The 24743-nt window shown below is 67.3% G+C and carries 14 protein-coding genes; all 14 read right to left on the bottom strand.

The window, feature by feature from the left end; all coding sequences use genetic code 11:
* Positions 1-232: 232 nt before the first annotated feature.
* Positions 233-1984, bottom strand: coding sequence for a SpaH/EbpB family LPXTG-anchored major pilin (locus tag JG540_RS02345; RefSeq protein ID WP_200276708.1), 1752 nt, complete (start codon positions 1982-1984; stop codon positions 233-235).
* Positions 1985-2407: 423 nt separating this feature from the next.
* A complete protein-coding gene (locus tag JG540_RS02340) occupies positions 2408-2746 on the bottom strand; it encodes an MSCRAMM family protein (RefSeq protein WP_267977956.1) in 339 nt (112 codons plus the stop codon).
* A gap of 53 nt (positions 2747-2799) precedes the next feature.
* Complete coding sequence (locus tag JG540_RS02335; protein ID WP_200276702.1) at positions 2800-2955, bottom strand: hypothetical protein; 156 nt, start codon at positions 2953-2955, stop codon at positions 2800-2802.
* Between the two features lie 182 nt (positions 2956-3137).
* On the bottom strand, positions 3138-5939 hold the full coding sequence (locus tag JG540_RS02330) for a CshA/CshB family fibrillar adhesin-related protein (RefSeq protein WP_200276699.1): 2802 nt from the start codon (positions 5937-5939) through the stop codon (positions 3138-3140).
* A 308-nt stretch (positions 5940-6247) separates the two neighbouring features.
* Complete coding sequence (gene tuf, locus JG540_RS02325) at positions 6248-7438, bottom strand: elongation factor Tu (protein WP_200276696.1); 1191 nt, start codon at positions 7436-7438, stop codon at positions 6248-6250.
* Positions 7439-7630: 192 nt separating this feature from the next.
* Positions 7631-9766 (bottom strand): elongation factor G, encoded by a 2136-nt coding sequence (fusA, locus tag JG540_RS02320; protein ID WP_200276694.1) that lies wholly within the window; start codon positions 9764-9766, stop codon positions 7631-7633.
* Positions 9767-9853: 87 nt separating this feature from the next.
* Complete coding sequence (gene rpsG, locus JG540_RS02315; protein ID WP_200276692.1) at positions 9854-10324, bottom strand: 30S ribosomal protein S7; 471 nt, start codon at positions 10322-10324, stop codon at positions 9854-9856.
* Positions 10324-10698: a 30S ribosomal protein S12 gene (rpsL, locus tag JG540_RS02310; RefSeq protein ID WP_111835869.1), complete on the bottom strand. Its 375-nt coding sequence runs from the start codon at positions 10696-10698 to the stop codon at positions 10324-10326. The genes rpsG and rpsL overlap by 1 nt, the downstream gene beginning before the upstream one ends.
* A gap of 558 nt (positions 10699-11256) precedes the next feature.
* Positions 11257-12450, bottom strand: a complete 1194-nt coding sequence (locus JG540_RS02305; RefSeq protein ID WP_200276690.1) for a hypothetical protein — start codon at positions 12448-12450, stop codon at positions 11257-11259.
* A complete protein-coding gene (locus JG540_RS02300) occupies positions 12447-13343 on the bottom strand; it encodes a hypothetical protein (protein WP_200276689.1) in 897 nt (298 codons plus the stop codon). Before JG540_RS02300 ends, JG540_RS02305 begins: the two co-directional genes overlap by 4 nt.
* Positions 13344-13364: 21 nt before the next feature.
* Positions 13365-16085, bottom strand: coding sequence for a GAP1-N2 domain-containing protein (locus JG540_RS02295; RefSeq protein WP_200276687.1), 2721 nt, complete (start codon positions 16083-16085; stop codon positions 13365-13367).
* Positions 16086-16089: 4 nt separating this feature from the next.
* Entirely contained in the window at positions 16090-18342 is a 2253-nt protein-coding gene (locus tag JG540_RS02290) for a hypothetical protein (protein WP_200276685.1), read from the bottom strand.
* Between the two features lie 77 nt (positions 18343-18419).
* On the bottom strand, positions 18420-21125 hold the full coding sequence (locus JG540_RS10535; protein ID WP_200276683.1) for a hypothetical protein: 2706 nt from the start codon (positions 21123-21125) through the stop codon (positions 18420-18422).
* Between the two features lies 1 nt (position 21126).
* Entirely contained in the window at positions 21127-24702 is a 3576-nt protein-coding gene (locus JG540_RS02280) for a tubulin-like doman-containing protein (RefSeq protein ID WP_200276682.1), read from the bottom strand.
* Positions 24703-24743: the final 41 nt, after the last annotated feature.

Raw genomic sequence — 24743 nt, 5'->3', positions numbered from 1 at the left:
TTTACTTGCCACATGTCACAGCGCAGTCTCGCCGCCCTGCCATTGCGGTCACGGTTTCCCTCTGCCCGTTGCCGCCGCAGGAGCGGGACCACCTCACCCCCCTCCCTCCACCCCCGCAAAGAAGCAGGCCCGGTGCGGGCCGACCCCTGAAGGCCGACCCGCACCGGGCTCTTGCGCATTGTCTATGCGCGGTGTCTAGGCAGGCTATCAGCACCACCTAGAGCATTCGCTCTCAGTCCTGAGCCTCGCGACGGCGAGCCACCAGCACGGTGCCAGCGGACAGCAGCACCAGCGCAGCACCACCAGCCATCATCAGCACCTGGCCGGACGCACCGGTCAGAGGCAGCGCCGGTACAGCGGTCTTGGTGTTGGTGATGACAATGTGGTTGTTGCCACCCGCATCACCGGCCGCACCAGCCACAACAGTGATAGGCGTGTGGGCTGCAGTGTCATCGGGCAGAACGTAACCGGCTGGGGCAGCCGTCTCCACCAGCACGTAGCAGCGCTGATTGTGGTCCGGCGTAGGAGCGTCGTCACCCGTACCTTTCTCCTCGTCCACGAACAGGCCGGGAATAGTTACTACGCCGTGCTCATCAGAAGTGAAGCTGTCCTTGGTAAGAACGGAGATCGCGTCACCAGACTTAACCGCATTGGAGCAGTCCTGGGCGTAGGGCTCAACGGCGTTGAATACCTGGAAGGTGGCACCCTTAAGCAGGTTCTCGCTGGCCTTGTCCTTCTTGGTGACCTTAACCTCACCCCAGGTGGTGACCACCTTGTTGGTGGGCAGCGGCGGCACGTCACCAGTGGTCTTAGGTGGTGTGTCTCCCTGGGGGGGAGTCAGCGGCGGCACACCGTCACCCGTCGGCGGCTCGTCAACCGTGGGCGGGTTGCCCGGGTCGTAAGGCTTGGTCTCGGTGTCCACCAGCAGGTAACCGGTGTTCTCCGCCGTTCCAGCCTCAGACAGGTTGTCCTGCTGAGCGGTGATGGTCACCCGGATGGTCTGCCCGGGAACAGACTCCAGGTAGGTCAACTGCGTAGCCTGGTTGAAGTCCACGCGGGCGAACCGGGTATCCTCATCAACGGTCTTGACATACTTGTCCGCGGGCACGTCCTGGGCAGCGGTGAGCGTACCATCACCACCCACACCGGTGCCGATCTGCACGCTAGAGATCTTGACGTGGCTCGCCCCCTTGGGCAGCTGGTCATAGATGGTGAAGTACTTGAAGTTCTCGGAGGCGTCATCCACATCCGGGACAACCGCGTCAATGGTGTAAGTGACCTGGTCAGCCGTGCCCAGACCGTGCGAGGCTTCGGTAACCTTCACGTTCTTGCTCGGCTTGTTGACCACGGTGTTCTTGGGGAAGGAGTGGACGTCGTAGATCCAGTCGCTGGCAGTTCCCTGAGCCGCCTTACTATTTGGGTACGGTAGAGCGACGATGAAAGGCAGCGCCTTATCGATCACACGCACGTCTGCGTTCTTGACCTTGGCACCAGAGGTGTCGGTCTCACAGATAAGAAAAGCCCCCAGCCCTAACTGCTTCGTTGCTTCGCCTGCCGTAGATGTCTTGTCAAATACGATCGGCTTGGCAGTGTCAACCGTCAGACCCCCCGGAAGACCAGCGCCAACCACAGTCCCATCACAGACGGAGGAGTTCAGGGGAGTCGAGGCATGCTTGGCCAGATTTTCCCAGTTATCCTGATTACTGAGGTCGAGGTTGTTGATCTTGTAAGCGGTAAATACCACACCCTCAACCGGATCAGAAGCAGTCTGCGGCTTGTCACCTGTCGGGTGCCCCGGAGTGGTACCCGGAGCCGGCTTAACGTGCTTGTGAATGGTCAGGGTAGCCTGGGCAGCCTTTGCGTCGTCAATATTGGCCAGCGTGTCAACCGCAGACGCGGTAGCCCCCAGACCGGCCAGGCCCACGGCGAGTGCGCCAGCTGCAGCAGCCGCCCGCACTGCGGCGAGACGAGTTGTAGTACGCATGTGGTACTCAATCCTTTCATCATGCACGGCTCCCACCGTGCCCCTGTGATGCGGAAAAGATGTTGACTTGGTCAGGGTCTGCTCACTGCGGACTGCTTTATCCAGCTGGCTGGATTAGCGCCCTCCCCCGGTCTCAGGTGCAACCAGGGCCCCGTCAGCGAGACTGTGCTTACTGATGGATCTGCGAGCCCAACCTCCTGTTCGCTCTGGCAACTACATCCACTGTCACCCGTTCCCAGCCTCCTGCCCAGGCGTCCTGGCTCGTGCCACCCTGACCACCAAGCACCTTCCAGCTGCGTGCGCAGTCTGAGACGGCCAGCATCAGGACCTCCACGGTGCAGACGATTGGGATGGGGAAGCAGGTTCAGGAAGCGTTTGCTTCCCTGCGGATAACTCCACTCTATTTGTGCTTGCTAACGTTTCTCACAACACGGTGTTTCGATACAGCCTCAGTGCCTGGTTCCTCCTGGCCACCCCCAGAAGCGCCGCCAGCAGCCCCGCAGCCATACCCGCCAGCCAGAAGGAGTCCGCCCCCATACCGCCGGTCAGCGGCAACGCCGGGACCACCACCTTGTGGTTCACGAAAGGCCGGTCAAAAGAGTGCTCCCGGCGCGCTGCATCCAAGCTGAAGGAGTGCACCTCGCTGTCGAGCCGGTAGCCGACCGGGGCCGTCTTCTCAGCCAGGGAGTACTGCCCCAGCGCCAGGCCACTCACCCTGAACCCTCCGGCTGCCGGGTCCTGCTCCGCGCCCCGGCACGCCACAGCCTCCTGCGCCACACAGTCCTCAACCACCTGCGCCTTGCCACCAGGCCCTGTCAAGGTCCAGGCGGAGCCCCCCCCAGCGGCCCGCCACCGGGAGAGACCTTGGACCAGGACACCTGCGGCAGGCTCTGATTGACCACCGCCCCCAGGTCCAAGGGCTGCCGGGCATGGCCCTCTACCAGCTCCAGCTCCTGCGTCCCCTCAGCCACATAGCCCTCCGGCGCCTTCACCTACACCAAGGAGTAGGCCCCCAGAGGCAGGTCGTCTACCCTCAACGCACCCGACCGTGAGTCAGTATCCCGCGCCCCGCCGTCAACGACCTTGATGGCCGCTCCACCAGCACGAGGCCGCAGCTCCCACTCTGACCCAGGCAGCAGGAACCACCAGCGGATCAGGCCAACCGTCGCCTAAGCCACCCAGCCACCAGGGCCAAAGCCGCCACGGCCGAACCCGCCAGCCAGAAGGAGTCCGCCCCCATACCGCCGGTCAGCGGCAAGGCCGGGACCACCACCTTGCGGTTCTCGAACGGGTCACTGAACTGGTAGTGCAAGGCTTCGCTGGTGATCATGAAGTCATGGACGGTCTTACGATCCAAGGCGTACCCGGCGGGAGCAGCCTGCTCAACCAGGCTGTACCGCTCCGACGACCAGGCCAATCCCCCCACCCGGAAGGCGCCCGGCAAAGGGTCCTCGTCCCGGTACGCCCCCGGACCGCACGGCTCCGCCTCACAGTCCTGCACCACCGTGCCCGGAGGCAGCCCCGGCCCGGTCAACGTCCAGGAGGTGCCCCCTAAAGGCTCGCGGCTGTGCCCATCCACCTTGCGCCAGGAAACCGACCCCGTCTCCAAGGCGTTCATGACGCCGCCGTCACTGACCGCCCCACCAGGCACCAGGGTGCCCGCAAGAGAGGCCCCACCGACCGGGGAGAAAGCCATCTCTTCACCAGCCGCCACGTAGCCGGTGGGCGCCTGGGTCTCAGCCAGGCTGTAGTCACCCCACTTCAAGCCAGTGACCTCAAGCTCCCCCGCCGCCGGGTCCTTGTCCAGACCGGTACAGGCCAGCGCGTTCGTGGCCACACAGTCATCCACCTCCACCCCCTGGCGGTGGCTCGGCCCGGTCAGCCGCCACCTGGCCCCGTGAAGCCCCGTTCCCGGCTGCTGCGCCACCCGGACAACCGCCCCGTCAGGGCCAGTCTTACGCCAGCTCACAGACCCCGGGACCGGCCGGTTGGTGAGCGTGCACTGGATCCAGTCCGCACCCCTGACCGTCAAGGTCTGGGAGGCGGCGTTGTAGGTGGAGGTGATACGCCCAGTCGTTCCCGGCATGTTCACGCAGGCCACCCGCTCCAGCTGGTAGCCCGCCGCCTCAGGGCGCGCAGAGGACTCAGTAAGCCTGATGGCCCCCGTAGGAACCTCCACCGGCTTGAAACCACCGTCACCGGAAGCCAGCACCTTCCCGTTGCTCACCACGGTGGCAGACAGCTCCCAGTCGCGCGGCTCCAGAGGAGACTCCGCCACGCCGTCAGGATCCTCAACCGCCTTCACCAGCGACAGCATCGGCACAACCTTGAAGGTCCCTAGGTAGTCCTCCACCTCACCGGTCAGCGACACCCCAGAGGGCTGCGGCTCCTCCACAGCACCGTCCCGACCCCGGTCGCCGGTGATCCGCAGCCGGAGGTAGGCCCGCTGGCCGTTGAGCGCGTCCCGGCTCACGCTGTCGGGCACCCTGAACCTCAGGGACGCCCTTCCCGAGGCAGGGCACTGGATCACCTCTGAGCGCTCGCCCTCCTCAAAGGTGCCGCTCATGTCCCAGTCCAGCCAGCCAGCTATCTTCCCCTCCCCGGTGCACACCACCTGCGGGGCCCAGACTATCCCCGGGGCGACCGGAACCTTCTTGTCCCAGACCTCCCCCTTGGGCCCCAGCAGGCCGTCCTCGTCATTAGGATCACCGCCCGAACGTGGCTGGCCTACTGAGTTGGTCCGGTCGTCCCCATCAGCTCCGGGTGAGTACACGGCCCGTATATCAGCGTCGATGCGGCTGCCGAGTCCGACGACGCCACGTTGCACCGATGCGAGCCGACCGGACTCCTGGGCGGAAGTCAGGTTGTACCAGTCCCCCTGGGTCCCCGCAGGATTACCCGAACGCGGTACGTCGCCGCTACCGCTACCACCGATCAGACCGCCACGCCAGACCGGCTGGAACACGGAGACAGCCTCACCATAGGACTCAGGCGCGTCACCGGTGTCAATAAAGGTCGCCACCCCGAAGGCTACGGCGCTGACGCCACCGCCCTTCAGCTCCACGTAGCCGCCCCGCGCATTCGGCATCAGCACCGCAGACGCCGCCCCGTAGCCCCCGGACCGCAGGCCTGCACACTCCCGGCCGTCTGAGCGCATCCGGAAACCGGAACGCTCCCCACCGGGATAGGGGAAGGTAGCCTCCCCACCCCAGGATGTCGTCGGGCACCCGGGCGAGCGCACGGACTCCAGCAGCCGGTAGGTGACATCACTACGACGTCTTCCGTCCACCGGGATCGGGTCTATCGTGACCGCCTCATAGTTACCGTGGATCCAGTTGGAGGACTCAGCGTCCGCGTACACAAAGCCCTCCACAGGGATCTCCTGCCTTGGCAGGGATTCCAGAGCAGCCTTCACGGGCCTGGTGGCGGACCGCAGCAGGTAGACCCGGCACTCCACCTGGAAGTAGGCGTCAGCCGAGGTCGTGTGCTCACCCCCCTGCACGTGGGCCAGACCTACATCCAGCCCCGACCGGAAGTCTCCGCCCCCCTTATGCACCCCGTTCGTGTACAGGGAACCGTTGTTGTAAAGGTGGGCGAATCCGTCACCCTGCCAGGAGCCAGGGTCATAGCCTACGTGCAGCCCCTCGTCATTAGACTTTACTACGAGACCATTCTCCACCCGCTCAAAATGGGTGTCTGCCACGTAAAGGGAACACTTGGCCGCGCGCCAGTAACCCGCTGCAACCCTAGCAGGAGTGGACCACACCTGGGACGTCACTCCGTCATTGACGACGTTCTTGCCGTACTTGCTGACGGTATTGGTCGCACCGCTCCAGTCGATCCAGTCGATAACGGGCTCGAACCTGCCCGAGCCACCCACCGGTTCAGCCGTCACCGCCCGGGCCACCGGACCCACGGTCCCCACCCCGCTCAGCAGCAGAGCCGTACAAGCCATCAGAACGCCACCGCAAGTAAGCACTGCACGGCTTAAGGCACCTACAGGCCCACCCTTAAGAGAATACATAGCAAATGCTCCGTCAGTAGGTCCACACCCATTGGCGGCACCCACTACCTGGGCACGTGAACAAGCCTAAGGTCCCGAACTAACGATTAACTAAACTACTGGTATCCGGTTCGCATCGGTTGACTGCCCGAAGCCGCACCGCAAAAGCTCCCGCGAGCACAAGAAAACGCCCCCGCCTGCACAACGCAGGCGGGGGCGCCAGGCGGAGCGCCTTTCAGGCACCCCAAGGAATCAGGTCATCACTTGATGATCTTGGTGACACGGCCGGAGCCGACGGTGCGGCCACCCTCACGGATGGCGAAACCGAGGCCCTCCTCCATGGCGATAGGCTGGATGAGCTCAACGGTCATCTCAGTGGTGTCGCCAGGCATGACCATGTCGGTGCCCTCGGGGAGGGTGATGACACCGGTCACGTCGGTGGTCCGGAAGTAGAACTGCGGACGGTAGTTCGAGTAGAAGGGGTTGTGGCGGCCGCCCTCGTCCTTGGTCAGGATGTAGACGTGGCCCTCGAACTCGGTGTGCGGGGTGATGGAGCCGGGCTTGACCACGACCTGGCCACGCTCGACGTCCTCACGCTTGGTGCCGCGCAGCAGCAGACCACAGTTCTCACCGGCCCAGGCCTCGTCCATCTGCTTGTGGAACATCTCGATACCGGTGACGGTGGTCTTCTGGGCCTCGCGGATACCCAGGATCTCGACCTCAGAGTTGATCGGCAGCTTGCCACGCTCCACACGGCCGGTGACGACGGTGCCACGACCGGTGATCGTGAAGACGTCCTCGATCGGCATGAGGAAGGGCTTGTCCATGTCACGCTCGGGGGTCGGGATGTACTCGTCGACCGCGTCCATGAGCTCCTTGATCTTGCCGGCCCACTCGGCGTCGCCCTCCAGGGCCTTGAGAGCGGAGACACGCACCACAGGGGCGTTGTCGCCGTCGTAGTCCTGGGAGGACAGCAGCTCGCGGACCTCCATCTCGACGAGCTCCAGGAGCTCCTCGTCCTCAACCATGTCGCTCTTGTTCAGGGCGACCAGCAGGACCGGCACGCCCACCTGGCGGGCGAGCAGGACGTGCTCACGGGTCTGGGCCATGGGGCCGTCGGTGGCGGCGACCACCAGGATGGCGCCATCCATCTGGGCCGCACCGGTGATCATGTTCTTGATGTAGTCAGCGTGACCGGGGGCGTCAACGTGGGCGTAGTGACGCTTGTCCGTCTGGTACTCGACGTGCGCGATGTTGATCGTGATACCGCGCTGACGCTCCTCAGGAGCCTTGTCGATCTCGTCGAAGGGGGTGAAGGGGTTGAGGTCCGGGTACTCGTCGTGCAGGACCTTGGAGATCGCGGCGGTCAGCGTCGTCTTGCCGTGGTCGACGTGACCGATCGTTCCGATGTTGACGTGCGGCTTGGTCCGCTCGAACTTGGCCTTGGCCACTTGTGTCCTCCTGGGACTCGGGTAGTGCTCTTCGTCGTGGACTGACCCGCCCATACTAGCGAGTCCGACGCAAAGCGTGTCTACGGTGGTTTGTTGGGAATCTTACTGGAACAGCGGCCTCAGGCGTAGTGCCGGGACCGCCAGGGCGGGGAGGGGTCGGGCACACCGGCCCCTCCCCCACCACGGCTGGGCTCAGGCGCCCTTGGCCTTGGCGATGATCTCGTCCGCGACGTTCTTCGGGACCTCCGCGTAGGAGTCGAAGGTCATCGAGTAGACCGCGCGGCCCTGGGTCTTGGAACGCAGGTCACCGACGTAGCCGAACATCTCCGACAGCGGCACCGCGGCCCGCACGACCTTCACACCCACGGCGTCCTCCATGGACTGGATCATGCCGCGGCGAGAGTTCAGGTCACCGATCACGTCACCCATGTACTCCTCAGGGGTACGCACCTCGACGGCCATAACCGGCTCCAGCAGGACCGGGGAGGCCTTCTTGGCACCCTCCTTGAACGCCATGGAGCCCGCGATCTTGAAGGCCATCTCAGAGGAGTCGACCTCGTGGTAGCCGCCGTCGATCAGGGTGGCCTTGACGTCCACCATCGGGTAGCCCGCCAGCACACCGGTGAGCATGGCGTCCTTGACGCCGGCGTCGACACTGGGGATGTACTCGCGCGGCACGCGGCCACCGGTGACGGCGTTGACGAACTCGTAGTGCGACTTCTCCTCGCCCTCCTCGGCCTCCACGACCTCCAGCGGCTCGAAGGACATGAGCACCTTGGCGAACTGGCCGGAGCCACCAGTCTGCTTCTTGTGCGTGTACTCGACCTTGTCCACCTTCTTGCGGATGGTCTCGCGGTAGGCGACCATCGGGTTACCCACGTTGGCCTCCACCTTGAACTCGCGGCGCATACGGTCCACGAACACGTCCAGGTGCAGCTCGCCCATACCGCCGATGACGGTCTGGCCGGTCTCCTCGTCCAGCTCGACCGTGAAGGTCGGGTCCTCCTCAGAGAGCTTCTGGATGGCCACGCCCAGCTTCTCCTGGTCACCCTTGGTCTTGGGCTCGATGGCCACGTGGATAACCGGGTCCGGGAAGGTCATGGACTCCAGGATCACCGGGGCGCTCTGGGCGCACAGGGTGTCACCGGTGGTCACGTCCTTCAGGCCGATGAAGGCGTAGATGTGGCCGGCGTGGGCCTCCTCCACCGGGTTCTCCTTGTTGGAGTGCATCTGGAAGAGCTTGCCGATGCGCTCCTTCTTGCCCTTGGTGGCGTTGAGGACCTGCTCGCCCTGGGAGACCTTGCCGGAGTACACGCGCACGTACACGAGCTTGCCGTAGAACGGGTGCGTGGCCACCTTGAAGGCCAGGGCGGAGAAGGGCTCGTTCTCGTCAGCCTTGCGGGTGACGGTCTTCTCCTCGTCGTTGGGCAGGGTGCCCTCGACGTCCGGCACGTCCAGCGGGGAGGGCAGGAAGTCGAGCACGGCGTCCAGCACCGGCTGGATGCCCTTGTTCTTGAAGGCGGAGCCCGCCAGCACCGGGAAGGCCTTGCCCGCGATGGTCAGCTTGCGGATACCGGCCTTGAGCTCGGCGACGCTGAGCTCCTCACCCTCCAGGTACTTCTCCATCAGGTCGTCGTCGGCCTCGGCGACCGTCTCGACCAGCTCGGCGCGCAGCTCCTCGGCGCGGGCCTGCAGCTCAGCGGGGATCTCCTCGTACTCGACGACGGAGCCGCGAGTGTCCTGGCCGTCAGCGTCCTTCTCCGGGAAGCGGATGGCGCGCATCTCCAGCACGTCAACCAGGCCGGAGAACTCGTTCTCCGCACCGATGGGGAAGTTGATGACGATCGGGGTGGCATGGAGACGGTCCCGGATGGTCTGGACGGAGAAGTCGAAGTTCGCGCCCAGCTTGTCCATCTTGTTGATGTAGCACACGCGCGGCACGTTGTACTTGTCCGCCTGGCGCCACACCGTCTCCGACTGCGGCTCCACGCCCTCCTTGCCGTCGAAGACCGCGACGGCGCCGTCGAGCACCCGCAGGGAGCGCTCGACCTCGACCGTGAAGTCCACGTGGCCGGGGGTGTCAATGATGTTGATCTGGTTCTTCTTCCAGAAGCAGGTGGTGGCCGCGGAGGTAATGGTGATACCGCGCTCCTGCTCCTGCTCCATCCAGTCCATGGTGGAGGCACCGTCGTGGGTCTCGCCCAGCTTGTAGTTGATGCCCGTGTAGAACAGGATGCGCTCGGTCACGGTGGTCTTACCGGCGTCAATGTGGGCCATGATGCCGATGTTGCGGACCTTGGTGAGGTCTGTCAGCACGTCAAGTGCCACTGGTGGTGTCCTTCGTTCGTGAGGTGGGTCTTGACGACGCTGGCCGGGTCCCGCCGAGGGCGAGCCCCGGCCAGCGTGCGGCTGGAATTACCAGCGGTAGTGGGCGAAGGCCTTGTTGGACTCAGCCATACGGTGCATGTCCTCGCGGCGCTTGACCGCGGCGCCCAGACCGTTGGAGGCGTCCAGGATCTCGTTCATGAGACGCTCGGTCATGGTGTTCTCGCGGCGCTGCCGGGAGTAGTCCACCAGCCAGCGCAGCGCCAGGGTGGTGGCGCGGCCCGGGCGGACCTCCACGGGGACCTGGTAGGTGGCACCGCCGACGCGGCGGGAGCGGACCTCCAGGGCGGGGCGGATGTTGTCCAGGGCGCGCTTGAGCACGGAGACCGGGTCCTGGTCCGTCTTGGAGCGGACACCCTCCAGGGCGCCGTAGACGATGCGCTCGGCGGTGGACTTCTTGCCGTCCAGCAGGACGCGGTTGACGAGCTGGGTGACGACCGGAGAGCCGTAGACCGGGTCGACGACGAGCGGCCGCTTGGGTGCGGGACCCTTACGAGGCATTACTTCTTCTCCTTCTTGGCGCCGTACTTGGAGCGTGCCTGCTGGCGGCCCTTGACACCCTGGGTGTCGAGGGAGCCACGCACGATGTGGTAACGGACACCGGGAAGGTCCTTCACACGACCACCACGGACGAGCACGATCGAGTGCTCCTGGAGGTTGTGGCCCTCGCCGGGGATGTAGGCGGTCACCTCGATGCCCGTCGACAGGCGGACACGGGCGACCTTACGCAGAGCGGAGTTAGGCTTCTTCGGCGTCGTGGTGTACACGCGGGTGCACACGCCGCGACGCTGCGGGCTGGCCTTCAGCGCGGGCGTCTTGGACGTCGAGCGCTTCGTCGAGCGGCCCTTGCGGACCAGCTGCTGAATCGTGGGCACTACTGATTCTCCATCTTCAGTGCATCGGACAGAACTGCTGCCTGCCGCCTGGGCCGCCCCCTGCACCGTGACGCGCGTGCCCCTAAGGGTCGGCCGGCCCGCAGGACCACCAGGCTGAGCGCCTGAGCAGTTCCACGCCCGGAGCCTCCGGCTACGGAGACCCGTCGGTTCCCGCCACGGCAGACCCGTGTCACGACCTGGCTGCGCGGGGCGCGGCCAGCCGCTGGGAACGGAATGGAGAACGGCACCCGGTTGCGGGCACCGCAGCAGAGGCTACACGGCCCGGCCCCCGCCCCGCCAGGCCGCCGAGGCCGGGAGGCACGTGGGCTCCGCCACGGCCCCCTGGCCCTACCGCTCGCCCATCCCCGCGCCCGCAAGCCCCCACCCTGCAGCCCCACACCCCACTCCCCCACCCCGCGCACCCACCGACTTGTGCATTTTGGCGCGAGCTGTGCGGGAATACCGCACAGCTCGCGCCAAAATGCACAAGTGGAGACAAGGGGAGGGCGCAGGTGGGGGCCCAAGGGGAGGGCGTAAGTGGGGCGCAGGAGCCTCAGGTCAGATCTCGATACCCTTGGTGGCCAAGCCCCACAGGATCGGGTCAAGCACCCGGAAAGGCGAGATCCCTCGCGCCGCCAGCAGCTCCTTGTGCTGCGGGCTCTCCCCCACCGCCGAGGCGACAAAGTGCTGTACCTGCCTGATCTTCCCGCTCTGGACCGCCTGGTCAGCGAAAGCCGTCACGGTCTTCTCATTGATCCGCTCAAACAGGGAGCGCACCTCCGCGTCCAGGAACACACAGTCCTCCGCGTGCAGCACAGCCGCCTGGCTCGGCGGCAACTTTGCGCGCCGCATAGTCTCATCCTGGTTGAAGTGCGCCGCCGGGTTGGCGAATACCGCCGCCAACGGGTTGCTGGCCAGCGGCAGCTGCTGCATGGCGTCAAACTTGGAGATGACCAGTGCCAAGCTAGTACTGCCGGAAACAGCCTGTCCCAGAACCTTAGGCAGCACCTCACCGGGCTTGTCCCCCAAGCGGTTCTCATCCACATCAGGAATAACTCCGGACAGGACCTGCCGCACAGTGTCCAGCATCAACGGGTCAAAGAGGAACACCAACAGGTCCGCCTGGTCAAAGAAGGAGAAGCTTGCTTGCGCACCCGCCGCGCGCTCCAGGTCCTCTCCCGCCACGTCCCGCATGACGATCGCCAGCGACCCGCCCGGAAGCCCAGAGACCGTCCAGATCAGCGGGTCCTGCTGGTACGCCCCACCACCGGAGATCGGTGGGGTACCGTCCATGACCTTGTTCTCCTTGAACAACGGGCGGTAGTACTTGTCCGAGTAGACCTCCTGCGTACCGGTGGTCTCCGCCCCCAGGGTCCAGCCCCGGGTCTTCGTGTAGCGGATAAGCATCTCCACCGCCACCGCGATGTATACCGACTTGCCTGCGCCGCGGGCCCCGGTCACCGCGATCGTGAACACCTCACGGTCCCGCCACCGCGGAGGCAGGTCCCGGTGGCAGATCGGGCAGATCTCCTGGGTGCACGCGGAGTCACAGGCCCGGCAGGGGATCATCGTGGGCAGGCTGGGCATCTGCTCAGAGACGACCCACCGGTAGTACCGGGTGATTTTCACCTCGTGGCCCGCCAGCCTGCTGGCCTCCGGGTCCGGCTCAGGGCTGCACCTGTCAGAGGTGCAGCGGTAGACGACCTCATCGACACCAAGGCGCGTAAAGCAGTGCGGGCATGCGGACTTCATCGGGAGACTCCGTTCTCGGACAGGGGGCGGGTGAGCCAGTCAAGCAAAGGGGTGAGCACGTCCAGGGTGGCGGGTCCGAAGGCCCGGTCCTCCCGCTCCAGCTCCGCCCAGACCGGGTCACTCAGGACCAGTGCCCCGGGCGTAGGCAATGCCTGGGTCAGCGCCGCCGGCCCCAGCAGCAGGCACTCTGGCCCCTGCGGGTCCGGGGCCGGAGGCAGGTCAGTAAGTAGCACCGGCCTGTCTCCACCACCGGGCAGCTGCTCAAGCATGCCGACGCCGTTGGCCTCTGCTCCCCCCACCCGCAGCCTGCGCACCGCTGGCACCACGGCCTCCGCCGTCTGCGCCATCTCCTCCAGGAACCGTTCTAAAGCCGCCACCTTGGACTTAAAGGGACGCATGGAAACCGAGGTGTCCACCCCGATCTGCGTCACCGTGGGGGCAAAAGGCAGCCCGGACTCCTGCCGACGACGCACGCACCAGCCCCCCAGGCCCAAGGTAGCGTTCCCGCCCTCACCAGGCGTGAGCAGCAGTCCCTGCGGCGCCCGCTCCAAGCGCACCAGCACCGTGTCCAGCTGGCCGGCGACGTCGAGCCCCCGCAGCATCCAGGACTGCCCTCCGCCCGCGGCGGAGATCACCAGGTCAACCGTCTCACCGACCCCGAAAGGCTGACCACCGGTAGCGACCACCCGCACAGAGACCGGCTGCACCTCCGAAACCGACTTAGCCGGGAAAGCCACCGTACGGCGCCCAGCACCCAGGTACTTGGGCTTGGTAGCGGTACCCAGCACCTCTATCTTGGAGGGGGTGCCCTGGGACACCAGATTGAGCTCAAAGGCGCCCAGGTCAGGCAGGATCTGGCGTTCCCACTCACCACTGCTGAGTATCTCAGGCATGACATTCCTTTCCGACGCAGGCTAGTGCGCACCAAACAGCCGCCGCAAGCCTTCAGCAGGCCCCCCGGCTGAGGAAGCTATGTTCTTGCTAAGCCACTTGCTGAAGCCGGGAGGATCATTCACCGCCCGCACCGCAGCCGTCACGAACCTGTCCCGCTCCGGGGCAGGCAGTATGGCCACACCGGCCCGGCAGACCGCCATCGCCGCCTCATCCTGGCTCCTGAGCGCGACCACTGACGCCGCCTCATTGGCTTCCAGCTGCCGCCGGTACTGGTCGGCCCAGTTCTGCCAGTCTTCCGGCATCTTGCTGCCGCTGCGGGAGACCAGGAAGAGACGGAAGGCCACCGGCGTCAGCACCCGGTCCACAGCGGCCGGGCCCACCGGCACCAGCAGCGCCTCCTGGGCACCCAGCCTTTGCGGCAGCCCTCTGACCAGATCTGCCGAGACCCACTGCGGCACCTGCGGCACAGGCAGCCCGGCCCACAGGCACAGCAGCAGACCGCTCAGGGCCTTGTCCTGCGCCCGGCTGACAGCGGCCTGTTGCGGCGCACCTAGTCCTTGAGGCAGGTAGGACAACGCCACCAGCGCGTTCTGGCTCACCGCCAGCACCTGCTGCGGGGCATATGCCAGCACCGGTGCCGCACAGAACCAGGCCACCACACAGCTGGCCGTAGAAACCGGCACCCGCGGCAAGACGCTGGAGAGCAGCACCTGCTCACTCAACCTCTGCTCCTGCAGGTAGGCGCGTGCCAGCTCCAGAGACACCGGGTCCTGCGGATGCGCCAGGACCACCGCCCCGAGCAGCTCAGCGCGGCTAGGAACCGAGGCTGGCAGGCGCCTGACCTGCTCCGGAGTGAGCACCTGGCCCAGCTCCGCCGTCAGCTCCTCTGAGAAGCGCACCTGCAGACCGCACCTGGCCACCAGGCCAACCAGCATGTCAACATGATTCACCCCCGCTGGAAGGGCCTTGGTGCCGACCGTCCCGCACAGAACCGCCGCGCACAGCTCCATGCTCAGGTAGGGACCAACCTCTGGCAGGCCCCGCGCCACCCATGCCAGGGGGGCACCAGCATGACCTGGCAGCACTAGCAGCCTGCGGCCCTGGGCCTCCTCCCGGAGCATCTCCTCCACGCGCTGCGCAATCAGCCAGCGGGTCGAAGAGCCGAGAGGCAGGCTCAGCACCTGCTCCAGGTCACGCCCCTGGGGGTTCAGCAGCATCGTGCACAAGCCGTTGAAGAGCTCGGGCACGTAGTCGGCTGGCAGGTGCAGGCCGTCCCGCAGGAGACGGTCAGCCAGCTGCAGCCGTACCAGAGGGTCCGGCCCCTGCTCCTCTACGGTGCGCAGCATGGTGCCGAGCAGCTCACGGAGCCGCGCGGCCTGGGTCGGCTCCGCGCTCCAGGCTCGGAGAAGCCGCCGGGTGGCCGCCGTCGCCTCCCGCCCCGTATCCAGCAGCCAGTCACGGCTGCGCGCCGCCGTCTCCAGGTACTTCTCCACCAGTCCGGCCACGACGGCGTTCCCCTGCGAGTAGACCGGCAGCGCCTCCAGCCGGGACCACCATTCCGCCGGCTCCCGTGTGGAGGAGCCCAGCACCCGGTCGGAGATCACCTGGGACAGGTACGGCTGTTCCGCCAGCTCCGGCGGGTAGCAGTCTACCAGCGCCCGTTCCACGACCTGGCTGAGCCCGTTGCCCACCAGGTCCCCCAGCAGGCCCGGGTTACAGCACTCTGCCACCGCCAGCGGCCAAGCGGGACTCAGCCTCCGGTGGTCCCTGAGCAGGCTCAAGATCTCCCGCACAGCCTGCGTGCCAGCCATCCAGGAGCCCAGGTCCTGGGCCACCACCGACACCAGCCTTCCCCAGTTCGTCCTCGGAGGCGTGGTAGGCGGTGCCGCCGGGTCGATCACCAACGCACCCGCCCGGGCAGCCGCCTCAAGATCCGCATGAGGTGCGAATACGAGGTCCAGGCGCTTGGTCGCCGCCCGGTCCAGGTCCCCAGTGCCAGCAACACGCTCCAAGGTGGAGTAGCCCAGCAGCCTGGTGGTCGCCGGGGCGCAGGTCCACTGCAGGGCCGCCACCCATAAGGCCGCCTCATCAGTGGAGTCGCAGCCCATCACCACCACCGAGCTCGCCCGCCCGTCCCAGTCCTGCCCGTTCACGCGGGCGAGCAGCCGCTCCTCCAGGGCGTCAGCCAAGGCCGACAGGACAGCGGCCCGCGGCTCTGCCGCGATAAAGGCCGCGACAGAGTCGTCAGTGACCGCCTGCCCAGGACGCAGCGCCGCCGCCTCCGGCAGCGAGGCCTGGCGGACCTGCTCAGGACCGAAAGGCACCACCCATCCGGCCGAACGCCACCAGGAGACAGTAGGTACAGCCGGTTCAGCCTCCGGCGGCAGGACCAGCACGTGCGTGACCGTGTTAGGCCGACCGGTAGTGTCCACCCCGGCGGGAGCCGTGTGCACCAGGACCGTGCCCAGGTCGGCGGGTGACTGCACCAGACGACGCTCCGCCGTCGCCACCTCCTCCGGGGTGGGGAAACCCGGCAGGTCACGCACGGGCTTCAGGTTCGTCTCCACCAGGCTCAGCAGCTGCTTGCGAGCCTCCTCCCCCAGGCTCGCGGAAGCCTCCATGGTCTGCCAGCCTGAGGTGGAGCGCCCGTCCACCACCCGGTCCACGTTGGAGTAAAGCAGCTGCGCCAGGCCCTGGGACAAGGCAGCAGCCGACTGCCCGGAGCCTACCTGAGCGGTCATGCTGTCACCGGTCCTTTACCAGGCTGCGCAGATCGGGGTCCACCAGGCAGTAGTGCTCCAAGGCAAGGTGCTGGTACTCCGGCGCGATCTGGGAGGCGGCTGAGGAGTTGACCATCAGCCGCAGGTAGCCAGGTGGGAGCTGGGCGTGGTCGAACCACAGGCTGATCTCCCCCGTACCGCCAGGCAGGGCCGCCAGCTGGGTCGCGGTCTGCCCGCCCTCCTTGGTGGGGCGCTCCGTGAACAAGGGCACCGGGGTGCCGTCATCCGGGCTGAGCGGCAGGCGCGACGGGTTGTGGATCAGCACCACCCAGACCGCGCTGGCTGGGTCGGTGAAGCCCTGCCGGGCTGAGACATGCACCTCCACCAAGGTCTGCCGGAGCATCGCCAGAACCCGGATGCCCTTGTTTCCGAGCATCTCTCCCGGCCACTTTATCTGGTACTCGTACACCCAGCGGGGCGGGACCACGATCGAGGTGATCTGGGAGGGGATCTGCCTGCCTTCCAGGTAGGTCAAGGAGTTCAGGTGCAGCTCCCCGCCCTCAGGCGGAAGGGCCTCCGGCAGCACCAGGCCTCCCTGGCCGTGGTACTCCTCCTTAGAGACCGTGACGTCGGCGGGCGCGTTGGGGTCAACCTGCTGACCGGGCAGCGTGCGCCGCAGCTCCACAGAGGCGGCCTCACCCGGCCAGGTGAAGGTCACCAGGTCCCAGGTCAGGCGGCGTACCAGGGTCGCGTTGCGGACCCCGCCGGCACGCTTGAGCCGCAGCGGCTTGCCAATCGTGGCCTGGTCCTCCGAGTGGAACGTGACCGGCGTCAGGTACAGGGCGTCCCAGCTCTCCCCCTCAGGCCAGGTGACCTCGGTCAGGGTGGCGGCGCACCTGTTGGAGTCGGGCAGCTCGGTGAGCTGGACCAGGCGGGTGCTGATCTGGCCGTCCTCAGGCAGGTGCGCCTCAGCCAGCTGGGACTGCGGGAAGGCGTCCCGGGAGCGGGCCTCCTCAGACACCGGCTTCTGGGTGCGGTACAGGACCACCTTGGTGTGCGGGTCCTGGGTCCAGGTGACTGTCAGGGTGGAGGGGCGCTGCCGGTCCGGGTCGGGAACCTCCACCGCCTCCAGGTCCATGATCCGCTCCACTGCCACGTCCGGCACGATAGAGCGCAGTGCCGGCTTGGAGCTGTGCGTCTGCCCGTTGACCGTCACCTCGACGGCGGCGACGTAGTTGTACTTCTTGCCGCCAACCACCTCAGCGTCCCGGAACCCGGAGCCGTTGTTGGCCAGCTCGTAGCCCAGCCAGGCCGCCGTCTTGATGAAACGTCCTGGGGACTGGTTCAGCGGGAGCCGGGCGGAACGGATCACGACGCTGGTGGCCGGGGGCGCCTCCGGGCGGGTCCAGCTGCCCACCACGGCACCGGTGTCCTGCTCCATCTCCACAGCCCAGTCGCGCAGCTCGTGCACCACCACCTTGGAGGCGACCCGACGGCACTGACCCAGGCCGCCGCCGTACTCCTCGTAGGCCCAGACGGTCACAAAGCGCACCGCCGTGGTGATCGGGGTCGAGTCCCAGGCCACGGGCTCACGGGTGACCGCCACCTCGTCAAAGTCATCAGGGCTGTAGGGATCCTCCAGGTCTGACACCACCACCCGGTAGACCTCACCCGCACCGGTGTCCGGCCAGGTGTAGCGCAGACGCCCTTCAAAACGCTCCACCGCCACCGGGCAGTGGGGGCCGTCCGGCTCAGCGGAGTCGAGGTCCTCCCGGGAGTAGTCGTAAGCGGGAAAGAGGAAGTTCTCGGCAGGTTCCTGGCTGTCTCCCGGCTGCTCCGGGCTCGCAGCAGCAGACTGAGACGCTGCCGCCGGGGCAGCAGCCTCCTGAACGGCCTCCGGGGCCGCCAGGCCGCTCTGGTGCTCCGGGGGCTCCTGTCCGGCACCGGCCTCAGAGCCAGCTACCGGTCCCGGCCCTGGAACGGTCTCGTGCGGCCCTACCTGCCAGGGGAATCCGCCCTCGGCCTGGGCGGGACCAAAACGGTCGTTGAGGAACTGGGCCAGCGGCTCAGCCACCGTCTCCTGCAGCTCGTAGCGCCCCGCCAAGGCCATCTGCACGATAACCGCCGGGGAGAAGACCGTGCCTCCCGGCACCTCCGTACCAGCCATGCGCACTTTCATCCAGGACGACGGCGGCAGGGCCGAGCTCGCCTCCTCGCTGGCAAGGTCACTGGCCCAGTGGGTCATGGCGTCCATGAAGTCACGCAGGTTGACAGGCATCTGTTTATTCCTTCGGGTGCACAAGATCGATTAGGAAAGGCTGGTCGCCTGGAGAGCTCAGCGCACTGCCTCTGGCTCTAGTACTCCAGGTGGCCAAAGGAGTTGCTCTGGGGCACGGCTCCCTGCGAGCCACCCCCGGCTGAGGCGGCAGAGACGCCGTAGTCAGGCTCCTGCAGGCGGAAGCCAGACATGCTGCGGCTCGGCTCCGGGTAGACGAAGGCCGAGGCCGGAACCGGCTGGGTGGCGGCTACCAGCACCAGGGTCTCGCTCAGTCCCTCAGCCGAACGGGCGAACCAGTGCCTGTCAGGCACGGTGAAGGCGGAGCCGTCTGAGCGGGCCGCCATACCCAGCACGTCCGGCACCACCATGCGCGGCTGGGCAGCCTCCAGGTCCTGGCGGTAGTCAGCCACGAGGCGTCGCCCCTGCCCCGGCAGCACCGCCATCAGCTCCAGCGAGATACCCGCAGGGTCGGCCAGCAGCTCCAGGCACCTGGCCCAGTGCTCTGCCCCCGCTCCTGAGCGGACACCCTTCTGCTGCAGGGCGGCAGCCCAGTTGCTGAGGGCTGAACCGGGTTCGCCCGACTCGGTCAGCAGGTCCAGCTGCCGGTTGTTGTAGCGGGTCCGCTGCTCCGGCGCCAGGTCCTCCTTAACGGTGCGCTGCATGGCCTCCCAGGCGTCGTTAAGCCAGCCGACGCGGAACACCTGCCCGCGCAGCTCTGCCGCCACGTCTGCCACGTGCCCCGGCTCAGCCTCCACCTTGACACGCTGCAGGCCGTTCGGCAGCACGGTGGCGTGCTCGCGGGCGGTGGCCTCAGTGTCCTGCTCCCCCAAGGGGTCAGCGAAGAAGGCCGTGGCAATGGTGGCCCACTGCTCGAACTGGGCGTAGGCCTGTCCCTGGGCTGCCAGGTCCTCCACCGCCAGACGCAGGTTGGCGGTCAGGCGGGGCAGCAGCAGCTCCCGCTCCTCCGCCTGGAACAGCAGCCGGAAAACCTCCTGCTGGCGCTTGACAAAGGTCATCACGGAAGCCACCAGCCAGGCGATCACAGCCAGTACCGAGAACACGGCCACCAGCAGCCAGCCGATACTGCCCAGCAGCGCCAGCACCACCGGCACGGCCAGCACCACCAGCAGTGCCAGCAGCATCAGCCGCAGGATCCGGGCCAGACGACGCTGCTTCTGCTCGGTCTCCGGCCCCAGGTCCTGCGAGACCAGGGCCTGCAGCCGCTGGCTGAGCGCAGCCACGTCCGCCCGGGTGGACTCGAAGGTGGTGGCCAGGGAACGTCCCAGCAGCGGGATGAATCCAGACTCGCAACGACGTCGCCACCGCTCCAGGTGCCCCAGCTCCTCACGGGCCTCCTGCGCCTGCAGGTCAGAGCCAGCTGCCACCTGCCGCAGGTCCTGGGACACCTGTGTAAGCGCCAGTGCGTCCCAGGGCTCAATGACGCTGCCCGCAGGCAGGTGCCCGAGGTTGCGCCGCAGGACAAAGCTGTTCTCCGGCCCGACCGGGGCGATCAGGTCCCGTTGCGACACGTAGCCCTCGTAGGCGCGCACCCCCAGGCTGTCACAGCCAGCGCCGGACAAGAGCGCGATCGAGCCGTCAAACAGGTCCTTCCACAGGGCTCCGAAGTCCCGTGCCGTCTCCTGCCCGGCGCGGGAGGAGACGGCGGGCAGGGACACGGCAGCGTTGGCGGCAGCCGCCGTCAGCTCCCGCCAGCCCACCGGCCGTCCCGTGTCGTCCACGCCTCCGACCACGACCCGCACCTGGGAGCCCTCACCAAAGACCGTGCTCGCCACCGAGCGGGCCACGCTCGTCTTCAGACCGTGCACCCGCGAGCGCAGCCAGTCACCGGGAGCCCCCATGATGGCCTTGACCAGGAAGCCGAAGAACATGGTGATGGCCTGCCAGGCGCCCACGGAGCGCTCCGCGCCCTGGGCGGGCAGCTGCACCTGGGGGCGGCGCAAGGTGCTGTAGTGCCGCTGGTGCCAGGCCTGGGCGGTGGCCATGACCTTGCCCGCCGGGTCCGGGAAGGCGTTGACCCACTGCTGGGTGTCTCCACGGATCGGCTGCGGGAAGGTGGCACCCACCTGGGTGACCAGGCTGCGTAGGGAGTCCTCCACCTGGTGCGCGTCCGTGACCCGCACAAAGCTGCGGGCCACCTCCACGTAGGTGGAGCCACCGGCGGGAGCCTGCTCCTGCGGGCTGCCTGCCACAGCCCCGCAGATACCTGCCTGCGCGGCCAGACCAACCGCCGCCGCTCCCGGGATGAGCTCCGGGTGCTGCCACCACCCGTTGGCGCTGTATGAGGGGTCCGCTGTGGACTCTGGCGAGAGCATCACATTGCTCCACCCCTGGTGGCCCAGCTCAGCAGGCAGCGGCTCGTCGCTCCAGGGCACCAGTACCCGCACGCAGTCGCGTACCGCGCTACTGGCGATGCCCAGCCCCTGGAAGTGCAGCTCGGCGTGGGCGCTGAGCGCGTCCTGGGCGGGGTGCCCCACCGGGACCACCACCAGCAACCGGACCCGGTTCAGCCCGTAGCGGTTGGCCACCGGTGAGAAGCTGGTGACGGTGCAGCGGCCCTGGTTGACCGTGATGGCTGCGGGGTCCCGGAAAGCCCGGTCTGCCTGCGGCTCCGGCACCGACTCGATCCAGTGGAAGGGGGCCAACAGCCCTGCGGCGGACAGGTCGGTCAGGGCTGCCAGCAGTGGCCGCTGGCTAGGCGGAGCAATGAAGACGACGGTGGTCCCCCGCTCGTCAAAGGTCTGGCTGGGCAGGTTCTCCCTCATCTCAGTACTCCAGACCGCCGAAGCTGATGGGGCTGGCAGCCGCCCCGGCGGGGACGACGCTCGCCAGGCTCTGGCGGACCGCCTGCAGCTCAGCCAGCATCTCTGCCGCCAGGTCAACGCTCAGGGGTGCGGTCTCCACCAGCTCACGCCTACGGAAGTTGGTCCAGCGCCCTGGCTCGTCGGCCTTGCCTGCACCCGGCAGGTAACTGGCTTCCAGGTCCTGGCAGACGGCGTCCACGAAGGCCAGCAGGACCGTGCGGCGCTCCGCGGGCGTGGTGGCTGCCGTCAGGTCCACGACCGGCGTCAGCCCGTCAACCGCACCCTGCCCCAGCAGGGTGGCCAGCATGGTTTCGACCGGGGTCTGGGAGCCGTAGCGTTCCTGGTGCCCGTTGGCACCGTCGTCGGCCCAGCGGCGCAGCGCCGCCCAGGGGCGGAAAGCCGCCATGCCTTCACGGCTGACCCGCAGGTAGGCCAGCAAGGAGGACTCCAACACAGCCGGAAGCCAAGCGTTGGGAGCGATCATCTGGGACGGAGGAGTGAGCATGGGGGCGGGGAAGTCGACCCACTCCTGCTCCTGCCGGTCCCAGACCCGCACGCTGTGCTGGTCGTTGACCTGGCTCCAGGGGTCGCGGGAGATACCACCGGCCAAGGTGGCCGCCCACCAGCCCCGCACCAGGGCCCGGCGCTCGTCGTCTCCCATGGGCAGGCCCCCAGCCAGCGGCCGGGCCCGGCGGAACCTCCAGAAGGCCTCGCGGGCGCCAGCAGATCCGGTGGCGGCGTCCCATGCCTCAGCCACGGACTTGAGCAACCCTGAGTAGGCCACCGGTAGGGACCGCGGGTAGGAACCGAATACGTCCACCCGGGCGACGTCGTCGTCCCCGAGACTGCGGTTGAAGTTGTCCACCACCAGGTCGGTGTCGAAGGCGTCACTGTGGCTGAGGTAGTCCAGGAACTCCCCGGCCACCGGCTGGTTACGGAAGGGGACCTGGGAGAAGTTGAAGGCTAGGCGGGGGCGGTCACCGTTGTGCAGGGTGGCGTAGACCTGGGGGTCGATCTCTACCAAGGGGCGGGCCATCTCCAGGGCGCGCCGCAGCCCTGCCTGCACGGCCTGGGAGCGTTGGTCACGCTCGTGGTCCCCGACGGTGTCGTCGTTCAGGAAGCCCCGCAGGGACTGGGAGGTGAAGGCCTCAAAGGACTCCCCCCGACGGCTGACGAAGGCCCGGGCGCGGCGCAGCAGGTCGGCGGGGCGCAGGCGCAACTCGTAACGGGCAGGCGTGGGCAGGCTGCCCTGAGTGGCTCCAGGCAGGCCCTGGGGCACCCAGGAGGCAGTCACGGTCAGCAGGTCCGCTGGGGAGGGGTCGCCAGCGCCTTGCTCCCACTCCCCGGTGACGACCTGCTGCACCACCGCCTGGTAGGCCCTGCCAGTCTCGTCCCGGGCCCCGACCGGCGCCGCCTCCTTGACGTGGACGCCAAAGGTGGCGGCGTAGGTGTCCACCCCCATGAGCACCACCTCGTTGTGGGCGGTGGCGAAGCGCTGCGGCACGGCAGCCACCTGCCCTGGCGGGGCCTCCTCCGGCCAGGCGGCGTAAAGGTCGGTAGCCACGTCCGCCACACCGAAGGCGCTGCGCTTGTCCGCCCGGGCGCCTTCCAGCACCTTGCGGGCGTCATTGAGGACGTTCTCCAAAGGCTTGATGGCCGAGGCGGCCAGGTCCCGCACCACGGGAGCCAGGTCCTGGGATACCTGGGCGGCCAGCCAGTAGAAGACCTGCTCACTGAGCTGGGCCTGCAGCTCGTTGTCCAGGCCGCGCAGACCTTCCGAGCCCAGGGTGCCGTTGCCCAGGGACCGGACCTTCTGCATGGTGCCCTGCGGCGGTGCCAGGGGGCGGGTCCGGTCTGCGTTGCCGATGGCCTGCAGGTGGTCCGCCAAGGCGGCCAGCACCCCACCGCTCTGACGCAGGTGGGTGAGCACGGTCAGTGCATAGGGGATGCCGAGCTCGGCCAGGTCCAGGCGGGTGTTGTCCGCCAGCCGCTGGGCGAGCTCCTTGGAGAGGTTGAGGGCCATCAGGGCGGCGGTCCGGCTGAGCTCAGCGGTGACCTGCGGCTCCTGGCTCAGCAGCCAGCGCTCATTGGTCTGGATCCAGTCTCCCGGGGTGATTCCCCCCTGGATAGCCATCTTGCGGCTGAAGAGGGAGCCCACGACCTCCCGGGCGCGTTCCCGCAGGGTGCGCTCGTTGACGGTGGGGCTGGTCTGCTCGGACAGGATCCAGGACACGGTGGCCTGGTCCACCGCCTGGCTGCCAGCCAGCACCGTGCTGGTGCTGGGCTGGGGCAGTGCCAAGCGGTTGAGCTCCAGAGAAGCCCGGTCACGCCACAGGTCCGCCAGGCGCTGGGTGTCCCCGGTGGTTGCCCCCGGAAGCTTGAAACCGTCTAGCAGGTGGTCCACGGCCCGGCGGGCGATCCGCTGGGAGGCGTACTCCGCGTAACGGTCGCGGCCCGTTGACAGGGAGGAATAGCCGAAGGAGGACCAGACCATGTCGGTGGGATCCACCCCCCAGCTGACCGCTTGCCGGTTCGGCACCGAGACCATGTTCGCGATGTCGTAACTGACATAGTCACGGAAGGCAGGCGAGGAGATGTACCGGGCCAGGCCGCGGCCCATCCCCCGGAACACGCCCTCCGCGGTGCCGTCCCCAAAGACCGCCCCGGAGCCGCCAGCCTTCAGGCCGATAGGCGTGACCCGTTTGAAGGCCCTTCCCGCCTGGTTGCTTAACCCCAGGAGGGAGTAAAGGGACTGGTCCTGCCTGGAGGTGGTGCCCTGCGCTCCGGCCTGGGCCGCCACGATCTCCCCCAGCATCGCCAAGGTGTTGCCAGGCATACCCGCCCGCAGGTGCGCTGGCACGGAGCCGAATGCCTCAGCCGTGTACAGGAACACCGAGATGAGCTGCGGATCGATAGCCGGGGTGGTGTTGGCGCCCGCCACCAGGCGGCACACGTCCAGGGTCATGGAGGCACCAGAGCCACCGGCCATGGAGGAGACCACCAGGACCAGGGGCGGGGCGGAGATGTCCGGCACGGTGCCCGCACCCGGTACGACCGCCGCCACCCGCGCTGCCTGCTCCTGCGACTCGGGGGATGACATGCGCGCCATCGCTGCCTCCACCGCGTGGGAGACCTCCCGCAACTTGGACAGGATCAGCAGCCGACCGATCCCCCGGAACTGCCCCGCCCCCACGGTGACCGGGAAGGTCACGTCCCGGGGGTGACGAGGCATCCAGGTGGCCAGGTGCCTGAGCCCTTCAGGGGCACCTTGCTGCACCCTCTCAGTCAGCGCCTGGTCCACCACCGCGTACTCGCCGGAAGCCACTCCGCAGGCCACGTAGGCGCCACCCTGCTTGCTGACGGAGCCTACGGCCTGGCCCTCCTCCTCCTGCAGGGGGGTGTCCACGTTCAGGAACTGCCAGCAGCCGGGTATCTCCTTGATCCCGAATACGGCCAGGTCCGCCCGTAGCTGGTCCATCATGTACGCCAAGGTCTTGGCTCCCGAGCCGCCACATCCGATGACGAGCACCTTGTACATATGCGCTGTTCCTTTCAGCCGTATTGTCGGCGGCGCAGAAG

Source organism: Actinomyces weissii (assembly GCF_016598775.1).
In the GTDB taxonomy this organism is placed as follows: domain Bacteria; phylum Actinomycetota; class Actinomycetes; order Actinomycetales; family Actinomycetaceae; genus Actinomyces; species Actinomyces weissii.
This window is presented reverse-complemented; position numbering and strand designations above follow the sequence as displayed.

Bases quoted from the DNA above. Each gene is read 5' to 3' on its own strand.
- JG540_RS02345 (WP_200276708.1), bottom strand. From the start codon at position 1,984: ATGCGTACTACAACTCGTCTCGCCGCAGTGCGGGCGGCTGCTGCAGCT.
- JG540_RS02330 (WP_200276699.1), bottom strand. From the start codon at position 5,939: ATGGCTTGTACGGCTCTGCTGCTGAGCGGGGTGGGGACCGTGGGTCCG.
- rpsG (WP_200276692.1), bottom strand. From the start codon at position 10,324: ATGCCTCGTAAGGGTCCCGCACCCAAGCGGCCGCTCGTCGTCGACCCG.
- JG540_RS02305 (WP_200276690.1), bottom strand. From the start codon at position 12,450: ATGAAGTCCGCATGCCCGCACTGCTTTACGCGCCTTGGTGTCGATGAG.
- JG540_RS02300 (WP_200276689.1), bottom strand. From the start codon at position 13,343: ATGCCTGAGATACTCAGCAGTGGTGAGTGGGAACGCCAGATCCTGCCT.
- JG540_RS02295 (WP_200276687.1), bottom strand. From the start codon at position 16,085: ATGACCGCTCAGGTAGGCTCCGGGCAGTCGGCTGCTGCCTTGTCCCAG.
- JG540_RS02290 (WP_200276685.1), bottom strand. From the start codon at position 18,342: ATGCCTGTCAACCTGCGTGACTTCATGGACGCCATGACCCACTGGGCC.
- JG540_RS10535 (WP_200276683.1), bottom strand. From the start codon at position 21,125: ATGAGGGAGAACCTGCCCAGCCAGACCTTTGACGAGCGGGGGACCACC.
- JG540_RS02280 (WP_200276682.1), bottom strand. From the start codon at position 24,702: ATGTACAAGGTGCTCGTCATCGGATGTGGCGGCTCGGGAGCCAAGACC.